The following is a 9711-nucleotide window of genomic DNA, read 5'->3' on the forward strand; positions in this document are numbered from 1 at the left end:
GCATCATGGCCCGCCGACTCACCCGCGGCCACGCAGCCACCCGACAAGGCCCGCGACCACTTTCACCCACCAATCTATGAGATCTCAAACACGGTCTGAGGTGACGTTACGTCACCTTGCCGACAAGTTCCCGCGCCCGGTATCAGTTCGGTGAAAATCTGGCAATGGCGCCCGGGATGCCTGTTCTGTCCGTTGAACGCCTCAGGGCCGGTTGTTAGAGTCACGCGCTCACAGCGCGTCCGACGGGGGCGTGCGCCTGGAACAGCCGGGAGCAGCGCCAGATGGCGATCCTCAAGTCCACGATTCAGGAGCAGGTCGCCCAGGCGATTGCCTCGATCGAGCCCAACGACCGCCCGGTCGCCACCATCCAGACCGTCACCGGTCCGAGCCCCTGGCTGACGAACGGCCTGATCGGCCTCATCGCCCAGCTGTTCATCAAGTACTACTTCGTCACGCTGACCCACCGGGTGGTCGTCATCCACCGCACCTCCCGGATCAGCAACCGCCCGCAGGAAGTCCTGTACGTGATCCCGCTGGACCAGGCCCGCGCCTCGCTCAGCGACGTCCGCCGCAACACCCTGTGGAGCTCGCTGCGCTTCCAGCTGCCGAACGAGCCGAAGCCGACCCGGATGAACATCCACCGCGTCTGGCGGGCCGAGATGGACACCTTCGTCAACGGCCTGCTCGGCGGCGGCCCGGGCGTTCCCGGCCAGTACCCGCAGCAGGGGGCGCCCGGCCAGTACCAGGCCGCGCCGCCCGTCCCGGGCCAGTACCCGCAGGCCCCGGCTGCCGCCCCGTACCCGCCCCAGCAGCCCGCCGCGCAGTACCCGCAGGCGCCGGGCCAGTACCCGCAGGCCCCGGGTGCCAACCCGTACCAGGGCTGAGCCCAGGTCGTACCGGGCGCCCGTCCGACCGCCGCGTGCGGTCCGGACGGGCGCTCCGTCGTTTTCGGGCCCGATGGGCCCGGCGGGTCTCAGCCGAGGTGGGTGCGGGCCCAGTCGGCGAGCAGCTTGGCGCAGTCGTCCACGGACTCCCGCCAGCTGCGGACCGCGCCGTCGCCCGCCTCGTCGCTGACGTGCTTGACCAGCCGGACCGGGAGCCCGGCGCGGCGGGCGACGGTGGCCACCGCGTAGCCCTCCATGTCGACCAGGTCGGCGGTGCGGGCCAGCAGGTCGCGTTCGGCGTCGGCGGAGACGAAGCGGTCACCGGTGGCGAGCACCGGCCCGGCCGGGCCGAGGTCGATCGGGCCGTCCATCGGACGGCCGGTGAGCCCCTCCAGCAGGGCGGTGTCGAGGTCGTGCTGGAGCACCCGGCCGATCTCGTGGGTGCCGCCGAGGCCCGGCTTGAGCGCGCCCGCGGTGCCCAGGTTGACGACGGCGGCGGGCCGTTCGCCCCCCGCCAGCAGGGCGGCCAGCGCGGCGGCCGCGTTGAGCTTGCCCATGCCGGTCAGCAGCACCGGCAGGCCGCCGCCGAGGTGCGCGGCCTCCTCGGGCAGGGCGACGACGAGCAGCGGGCGGTCGGGGGTGACGGTTCCGGTCAGACGCATGGCGCCCAGCTTACGAGGGGGCGGTCGGCGGCCGGACGGGGAGCGGACGGACAGGGAGCGGACGGACGGTCGAGCCTGCGCCCACCGGGGATCGGACGACCGGCCCGAACCGACCGCGCCCGAACCCGCCGCCGGAACCAGCCGCCCGACCGCCCGACCACGGCCGGACCCCGGGCGGACCCCGGGCGGACGGGCGGGCGCCCGTCGGGCACAAGTCGGTCACTGCCCGGCGAACAGCAGGCCAACTCCGGCCGGTCGGCCGTTCCGCGTGGTGATACTGCCCGGAGACGTGGCCGGTGGAGCCGAGGGGGGAACGGTGGCCGCACAGACTCAGGGGAGCGTCCTCGCGCCCGCCCCCGCCGGCGGCCCGGTCGCGGTGCCCGGCGGTGCCGGGCCGGTCGGGCGGTTGTCCGGCCCGCTGGCACGGCTGCGGCGGGCCGCCCGCACCCCGCCGGGACGGCTGCGCACGGCGGCCGCGGTGCTGGTGGCGCTGACGCTGCTGTTCGGCGTCACGGCGGCCTGGCAGTCCGCGGACCGGGCCGCGGCGGCCCGGCAGTTGGCGTCCCGCAGCGAACCGCTCAGCCAGGACGCGGCCGAGCTCTACCGTTCGCTGGCCGACGCCGACGCCACCGCCGCCGCGGGCTTCCTGATGGCGTCCGCCGAGCCGCCCGAGGTGCACGCGCAGTACCAGGCCGACCTGGACACCGCGGCCCGGCTGATCCCGCAGGCCGCCGCGCGCAGCGGCAGCTCCGCCGAGGCGCAGCGGCTGCTGGCCGAGCTGGGTCGGCAACTGCCGCGCTACGCGGGCCTGGTGGAGAGCGCCCGGGCGATCAACCGGGAGGGCCTGCCGCTCGGCGGGGCCTACCTGCGGTACGCCTCCGCGTACCTGCAGGAAGAGGTGCTGCCGAACGCGCAGCGGCTCGCCGACGCCGAGGCCGCCGCCCTGGACGGCGACTACGACGCGGCGGCCGCGGTGCCGTGGGCTGCGCTGGTGCTGGGCGTGCTGCTGCTGGGCGCGCTGGGCCGCTACCAGGTGGTGCTGTTCCGGCGCACCAACCGGGTGTTCAACCCGGGCCTGCTGACCGCCTCGGCCGCGGTGCTGACCGCGCTGGTGTGGACGGCCGCCGGCACCGTGGCGGCCGGCACCGGCCTGCACGGGGCCCGCACCCAGGGCATCGCCCCGCTGCGCGACCTGAACCGGGTCCGGGTGGAGGCGCTGCGGGCGCACACCGCGGAGGTCCTCGACCTGGTCTCGCGCGGCGCCACCAAGAAGTTCGAGGGCGAGTGGCAGGCGCTGGCGGGGACGCTGGCCGACCCGGCCGGCGGCGCCGGTTCGGTGGCGGGCCTGCTGGCCGCGCCGCCGGACCGGGCCCGGCAGCAACTGGCCGACGCCCGGCACTGGTTCGAGGTGTGGCAGCAGCGGCACGCGACGGCCGGGCAGCTCGGCGCGGGCAGCGCGAAGGACGCGTACGAGCAGGCGCTGGGCGCGACCCTGACCCCGGGCCGCGACGACACCGCCCGGGCCGCGTTCGACGCCGCCGGGCAGCAGTGGGAGCAGGCCGCCCGGGCCGAGCAGGCCGCGTTCGAGGCGGCCGCGGGCGGCATCGACGGCGCGTTGGGCGTCCAGGCCGCGGCGGCGGGCCTGCTGGCCGCGCTGGCGGTCGGCGGCACGGTGCGCGGCCTCGGCCGCCGACTGGCCGAGTACCGGTGACGGGGGAGCGAAGGATGCGCGGGGCGAGGATCGGAACGCTGTTCGCGGTCGGGGCACTGCTGGCGGGCCTGCTCGGCACCGGCGGTTCGGCCGCCGGGGCGGGCGGCCCGCTGGGCGGTACGGCGGGCGGTACGGCGGGCGGCGGGCGCGGGGAGGCGCTGGTGCACCTCGCGGCCGGGGCCCCGGAGAACGCGCCGGAGAACTCGCCGGAGAACGCCCCGGGGAACGCGGTGGCCAACGCGGTGGAGGCGGACGGCTGCGACACCGGGGCGTCGCTGCCGCCCAAGGAGCAGGTCGGGTCGCGGATCCGGGCGATCCGCGAGCGCGGCTACCTGGTCGTCGGCATCGACCAGAGCGCCTACAACTGGGGCTACCGGGACTCCCAGACCGGCCGGATCGAGGGCTTCGACATCGACCTGGCGCACGCCGTCGCCGGGTCGGTCCTCGGCGACCCGGACAAGGTCCGGCTCAAGGCCGTCGCCACCGCCGACCGGGTCGCCCTGCTCCAGGCCCCGGACCGGCCGGTCGACATGATCGCCCGCGCGATGACCATCACCTGCGACCGGCTGAAGCAGATCGCCTTCTCCGCGCCGTACTTCAACGTCTCCCAACGGGTGGTGGCGCCGAAGTCCGCGCACGCCGGCACCGTGGACCAGGCGCTCCGCGGCAAGGACGTCTGCGTGGCGGAGAACTCCTCCTCGGCCGCCGCGCTGGACCAGGACCGGCACGGCGCGCGCAAGGTCCTCACGCCCGAGAACCAGCTGGACTGCCTGGTGCTGATGGAACTCGGCGAGGCGCAGGCCACCCTGTCGGACAGCTCGCTGGCCTACGCGATGGTCGCCCAGGACCAGACCATGCAGCTGGTCGACGGCTCCTTCCTGCCCACGTACATGGGCGTCGGCATGAACAAACAGGACACCGACCTGGTCGCCTGGGTCAACCAGGTGCTCGCCGACTGGCGCAACAGCGGTGGCTGGCAGGCCAGTTACGACAAGTGGCTGCGGCCCACCATGGGGGATCCCGGCCCGTACCGGCCGTGGTGAGCGGCGGGACGGCGGCGGTGACGGCCCGGGGGACGGCAGCGGTGACGGCGGCGGTGACGGCGGCGGTGGCGACCCGGGGAGCGGCGGGCGGACGGCAGTCCCGGAAGGGGAATCCGGGGGACCGCCGTCCGCCCGGTGCCGGTCGTCGGGGAGACTGGCGGCCGACGGGCCGTCACCCGGACCTCCACAGGACCGGCGCCCCGTCACCACGACCGTGGCCGAGAGGAGGAACCGCGTTGGCCGGAACGACCCGCCCGGTGATGAACCGTGAGGAGGTCGACCGCGCGCTGGCCCGGCTGGGGGCCGAGCGCGACGCGGTCGAGGCGGCGCTGCTGGCGCTCCAGGACCACCCGGGGCTGCGGCTGCTGACCGGCGCCGAGCTGTCCGGGCGCACCCGGGAGCGCTGGGCGGTCGCCGAGGGCGGCGTGGCCCTGCTGTGGGCGCTGTTCGACCGGTACGCGGAGGCGCTGGCCTCCGCCCGTGCGGTCCGCTCCCGGCGCACCCGGCCCACCGCCGCCGAACTCACCGAGCTCGGCGAGCTGCTGGCCGGCCGCTCGGTGACCGTCTCCGGCGGCCGGCTCCCCCACCCGTCCGGCCAACTCGCCTCCTCCGCCCGGCTGGTGGAGCAGGTCACGCTGGGCGAGCTGCTGGAGCGGATGAACGGCTGGTACGCGGTGGTGATCGAGGTGGTGAGCGCCGTCGACGCGGTCTGGTCGGCGCTGCCCGCCCGGATCGACCTGCTGCTGGCCGAGCTCGGCCGGGTCCAGATGCTGGCCGGCTCGGTCGGGGTGCGCCCCGGCGGCCACCCGCTGGCCGACGACCTCGACGACCTGGCCCGGCAGTTGACCGCGCTGCGGGCCCTGGTGGTGGCCGACCCGCTGGCGCTGTGGCGGCCCAGCCGGGTGCCCGCGCAGCGCGGCCGGGCCGCCGAGGACGCCGCTTGGGCCTCCCCCACCGGCGCCGTGGACACCGCCGGGTTCGACCGGATGGGCCGCCGGCTGGACGACGTGCGGGTCGAGCTGGAGAGCCTGCTGCGGCTGCGCGACGAGTCCCACGAGCGCCTCCAGCAGGTCGCCGACCTGCTGCAGCGCGCCGACCTGACGCTCGCCGAGGCCCGCCGGGCGCGCGGCGAGGTGCTGGCGAAGATCGCCGCGACCGAGGTGCCCCCGGTGCCCGGCCCGCCCTCCGCGCTGCGCGAGGCGATCGGCCAGGCCGTCGGCTTCCAGCAGACCGGCCAGTGGCACCGGCTCGGCCCGCTGCTGGACGCGCTGGAGGACGCCGCCGCCAAGGAGCTCGGCCGGGCCCGGCAGTCGCTCACCGAGGTCGCCCAGCCGCTCGCCGTCCGGGCCGAACTCCGCGGCCGGCTGGAGGCGTACAAGGCGATGGCCGCCCGGCTCGGCCTGGCCGAGGACCCGGAAGTGGTCGAGCGCTTCGAGAAGGCCCGCTGGCTGCTGTGGAGCGCCCCGTGCGACCTGCGGGCGGCGGCCGAGGCGGTCAGCCGCTTCCAGCAGGCCCTGCGCGCGCCCGAACGGCAGCCGCAGCCGCCGGCCCCGCAACCGCCGGCGCCGCGGCCCGAGCAGCCGGAACAGCCGCAACTGCCGGACGGGCAGCCGCCGCAGGTCCAGGACGGGCCCCGGGCGGAGCGGACCGACCAGGGGGAGGACAGCGATGGCTGAGGCGTGCGCCCGCACGGGCTGCGTCGGGGAGATCGACCCGGACGGCTACTGCACCGAGTGCGGGCTCGCCCCCGCCGCGGCTCCGACCGCTGCCGCCCCGGCCGCTGCCGCCCCGGCCGCTGCCGCCCCAGCCGCTGCCGCCACCGTCCGGCCCGGCCCCGGCGACGCCTGCGGGCGCGAGGGCTGCACCGGCGCCCTCGACCCGGACGGCTACTGCGACGAGTGCGGCCTCGCCGCCGCACCGCCCGCCGCCCTCCCCGCACCCGCCGCCCCCGCACCGGTGCCCGCCCCGCGCCCGGCCCGGCCCGGTCCCGGCGACGCCTGCGGACGCGAGGGCTGCACCGGCGCCCTCGACCCGGACGGCTACTGCGACGAGTGCGGCCTCGCCGCCGCACCGCCCGCCGCCCTCCCCGCACCCGTCGCCCCCGCCGGCCCGCCGTCCTCCGTCCCGTCCGGAGGCGTCCCGTCCGGCGGCGTCTCGGGCCGTTCCCGGTCCGGCCGTTCGGGCCGGTCGGGGCGCGGCGGTTCGGTGTCGGTGCGCAGTTCGAGGGGCGGCTCCGGCACCGCCCGGCGCGGCAACCTGGGCGCGGGCCTGGTGACGATCGCCCCGGTGCCGGCCGCGGACCCGGCGCGGGCGGTGCTGGCGAACCCGGAGGTGCCGGAGCGCAAGCGGTTCTGCTCGCGCTGCGACCGGCCGGTGGGCCGGGAGCAGGACGGCCGCCCGGGCCGCCCGGAGGGCTTCTGCACCAAGTGCGGCACCGCGTACTCGTTCAGCCCGAAGCTGTCCCGGGGCGACCTGGTCGGCGGCCAGTACGAGGTGATGGGCTGCCTGGCGCACGGCGGCCTGGGCTGGATCTACCTGGCGGTGGACCGCCGGGTGAACGACCGCTGGGTGGTGCTGAAGGGCCTGCTGGACACCGGGGACGAGGACGCGCTGGCGGTGGCGATCGCCGAGCGGCGGTTCCTGGCCGAGGTGGACCACCCGAACATCGTCCGGATCATCAACTTCGTCGAGCACCCGGACGCCCGGACCGGCGCCGCCGACGGCTACATCGTGATGGAGTACGTCGGCGGCAAGTCGCTGAAGGACATCGCGAACGAGCGGCTGGGGCCGGACGGGCGGCGCGAGCCGCTGCCGGTCGAGCAGGCGCTCGCGTACGGGCTGGCGGCGCTGCCCGCGCTCGGCTACCTGCACGCCCGCGGGCTGGTGTACTGCGACTTCAAGCTGGACAACGTGATCCAGTCGGACGACATGCTCAAGATCATCGACCTGGGCGCGGTCCGCCGGCACGACGACGAGGGCCCGATCTACGGCACCGTCGGCTACCAGGCCCCGGAGATCGCCACCGCCGGGCCCTCCCCCGCCTCCGACCTGTACACGGTGGCCCGCACGCTGGCCGTGCTGACCTTCGACTTCCGCGGCTACACCGAGCGCTGGCAGCACGAGCTCCCGGGCCCGGACGAGGTCGAGGTGTTCGCCCGGTACGAGTCCTTCCACCGGCTGCTGGTGCGCGCCACCGACCCGGACCCGGCCCGCCGGTTCGCCTCCGCGGAGGAGATGGCCGGGCAGCTGACCGGCGTGCTGCGCGAGGTGCTGAGCCTGCAGGACGGCCGGGCCCGGCCTGCGGCCTCCACCCTGTTCGGCCCCGAACTGCGGGTCGTGGAGACCGAGTTGACCGAGCGCGCGCCGGACGCCCGGGTCGCCGCGCTGGCCCTGCCCGCGCCGCTGCCCGACCCGGCCGACCCGAACGCGGGCCTGCTCGGCACGCTGCCCGCCGCCGCCCCCGCCGAGGTGCTGGCCGCGCTCCGGACGGCCGGCGCCGACTCCCCCGAGCTGCGGCTGCGGGCCCTGCGCACCCACCTGGAGCTGGCCGACACCGCGGCCGCCGCCGAGCAGCTGACCGCCCTGGAGGCCGAACACCCCGGCGACTGGCGGGTGGTGTGGCACCGCGGCCTGACCGCGCTCGCCACCGACCGGGCCGCGGAGGCCCGGGACGCCTTCGAGGCGCTGTACGACGCGTTCCCCGGCGAGAGCGCCCCCAAGCTGGCGCTCGCGCTCTGCGCCGAACTGCTCGGCGACACCGCGGCCGCCGCCGGGCACTACGCCCTGGTCAACGCCGTGGACCGGTCGTTCGTCAGCGCCGCGTTCGGCCTGGCCCGGGTCCGGCTCGCGGCCGGCGACCGGGACGGCGCGGTCGCCGCGCTGGAGGCCGTCCCGGAGGGCTCCACCCACTGGACCGCCGCCCGGATCGGCACCGTCCGGGCCCGGCTGCGCGGCCGGGCCGCCACCGAACCGCTGGCGGCCGAACTCGCCGACAGCTCCGCCCGGCTGACCGCGCTCGCCCTGGACGCCCGGCGGCGCGAGGAACTCGCCGTCGAAGTACTGGACTCGGCGCTGAACTGGGTGCTGGCGGGGGCCGCCGGGAGACCCGCCACGCTGACCGTGCTGGGACATCCCGCCGCGGAACGGGAACTGCGGCTCGCCCTGGAACACTCCTACCGGATGTTGGCCCGGTTGTCCGACCGGGCCGAGACGAGGATCGAGTGGGTGGAACGGGCCAACCGGGCCCGCCCCAGGACATGGGTGTGAGCATGCCGCAGCAGACCGAGTGCCCGAACTGTGCCGAACCGCTGGGCTCGCAGGACGCGTTCTGCGGGGCCTGCGGCACCTCCCTGACCGGACCGCCGACCCTGCGCGACCTGCCGGTCGTGCCCAGCTGCCCGCACTGCGGCTCCGCCGAGCTCGCCGACGGCTGGTGCCAGCGGTGCGGGCAGGCCCAGCCGCGCGAACGCGACCACCAGGAACGGGAGCTGACCGGCGTCGCGGCGGTCTCCGACCGCGGCCTGCGCCACCACCGCAACGAGGACGCGTTCACCGTCGCCACCGCCGAGGGCCCGACCGGCACGCCCGCCGTGCTCGCCGTGGTCTGCGACGGCGTCTCCTCCTCCTCCCGCCCGGACGAGGCGTCCGCCACCGCCGTCACCGCCGCCGCGGACTCGCTGGTCGCCGCGCTGGCCGCCGGCCGCGACCCCGGCCGGGCGATGCACGAGGCGATCGGCGCCGCCAACCGGGCCGTCACCGCGCTCGCCCACGACGGCACCGCCCCCGACGGCCGGCACAGCAACGCGCCCGCCTGCACCTACGTCAGCGCGATCAGCTCCGGCGGCCTGGTCACCATCGGCTGGGTCGGCGACACCCGCGCCTACTGGATCCCGGACGACCGCGAGTCCGCCGAGCCGTACCGGCTCACCGAGGACGACTCCTGGGCGGCCCGGATGGTCGCCGCCAACCTGATGGCCGAGGCCGAGGCGTACGCCGACCCGCGGGCCCACGCCATCACCGGCTGGCTCGGCGCCGACGCCGAGGACCTCGACCCGCACACCGTCAGCTTCACCCCGCACGTCCCCGGCGTGCTGCTGATCTGCACCGACGGGCTGTGGAACTACGCCGAGGCCGCCACCGACCTGGCGTTCTTCGTCCGCGCCGACGCCCGGACCGAACCGCTGGCCACCGCGCGGGAACTGGTCCGCTTCGCGGTCGAGCGCGGCGGGCACGACAACATCACCGTCGCCGTCCTGCCGATCGACCCGCCGGTCGCGCCGCCCGCCCACGACGCCACCCTGCTCGACGTGCCGCTGCCGCGCGCCGCCGACCCGGACGCCACCGTGCCGCTGCGCCCGGCCGCACCGGCCGCACCGGCCGCCGCACCGGGCCCGCCCGCCGCCGCCCCGCCC

General features: G+C 76.8%; 7 protein-coding genes. 6 read left to right on the top strand and 1 reads right to left on the bottom strand.

All coding sequences use genetic code 11. The features are described from left to right. Nucleotides 1–281 precede the first annotated feature (281 nt). Complete coding sequence (locus tag ABD345_RS39215) at nucleotides 282–884, top strand: hypothetical protein (protein ID WP_344559501.1); 603 nt, start codon at nucleotides 282–284, stop codon at nucleotides 882–884. Nucleotides 885–973: 89 nt separating this feature from the next. On the opposite strand, the gene ABD345_RS39220 is transcribed toward ABD345_RS39215, so the two are convergent. Next, the gene (locus tag ABD345_RS39220; RefSeq protein ID WP_344559503.1) at nucleotides 974–1546 is read right to left on the bottom strand and encodes a nucleosidase; all 573 of its coding nucleotides are present in this window, start codon (nucleotides 1544–1546) and stop codon (nucleotides 974–976) included. 316 nt (nucleotides 1547–1862) lie between these two features. On the opposite strand from ABD345_RS39220, the gene ABD345_RS39225 reads away from it, so the two are divergent. From ABD345_RS39225 to ABD345_RS39245, 5 genes are all read left to right on the top strand, one after another. Continuing rightward, on the top strand, nucleotides 1863–3257 hold the full coding sequence (locus ABD345_RS39225) for a hypothetical protein (protein WP_344559505.1): 1395 nt from the start codon (nucleotides 1863–1865) through the stop codon (nucleotides 3255–3257). A 14-nt stretch (nucleotides 3258–3271) separates the two neighbouring features. Beyond that, nucleotides 3272–4300 carry a glutamate ABC transporter substrate-binding protein gene (locus ABD345_RS39230; protein WP_344559507.1) on the top strand — a complete coding sequence of 343 codons (1029 nt, stop codon included), beginning with the start codon at nucleotides 3272–3274 and terminating at the stop codon, nucleotides 4298–4300. Nucleotides 4301–4560: 260 nt separating this feature from the next. Beyond that, nucleotides 4561–5976 (top strand): hypothetical protein, encoded by a 1416-nt coding sequence (locus ABD345_RS39235; RefSeq protein WP_425556961.1) that lies wholly within the window; start codon nucleotides 4561–4563, stop codon nucleotides 5974–5976. Beyond that, nucleotides 5969–8566 (top strand): serine/threonine-protein kinase, encoded by a 2598-nt coding sequence (locus ABD345_RS39240; RefSeq protein WP_344559511.1) that lies wholly within the window; start codon nucleotides 5969–5971, stop codon nucleotides 8564–8566. The genes ABD345_RS39235 and ABD345_RS39240 overlap by 8 nt, the downstream gene beginning before the upstream one ends. A gap of 2 nt (nucleotides 8567–8568) precedes the next feature. Next, on the top strand, nucleotides 8569–9711 hold a 1143-nt coding region (locus ABD345_RS39245), incomplete at its 3' end, for a PP2C family protein-serine/threonine phosphatase (RefSeq protein WP_344559513.1).

The sequence above is a fragment of the Kitasatospora saccharophila genome (assembly GCF_039529925.1).
GTDB lineage: Bacteria > Actinomycetota > Actinomycetes > Streptomycetales > Streptomycetaceae > Kitasatospora > Kitasatospora saccharophila.

Bases quoted from the DNA above. Each gene is read 5' to 3' on its own strand.
- ABD345_RS39215 (WP_344559501.1), top strand. From the start codon at position 282: ATGGCGATCCTCAAGTCCACGATTCAGGAGCAGGTCGCCCAGGCGATT.
- ABD345_RS39220 (WP_344559503.1), bottom strand. From the start codon at position 1,546: ATGCGTCTGACCGGAACCGTCACCCCCGACCGCCCGCTGCTCGTCGTC.
- ABD345_RS39230 (WP_344559507.1), top strand. From the start codon at position 3,272: ATGCGCGGGGCGAGGATCGGAACGCTGTTCGCGGTCGGGGCACTGCTG.
- ABD345_RS39235 (WP_425556961.1), top strand. From the start codon at position 4,561: ATGAACCGTGAGGAGGTCGACCGCGCGCTGGCCCGGCTGGGGGCCGAG.
- ABD345_RS39240 (WP_344559511.1), top strand. From the start codon at position 5,969: ATGGCTGAGGCGTGCGCCCGCACGGGCTGCGTCGGGGAGATCGACCCG.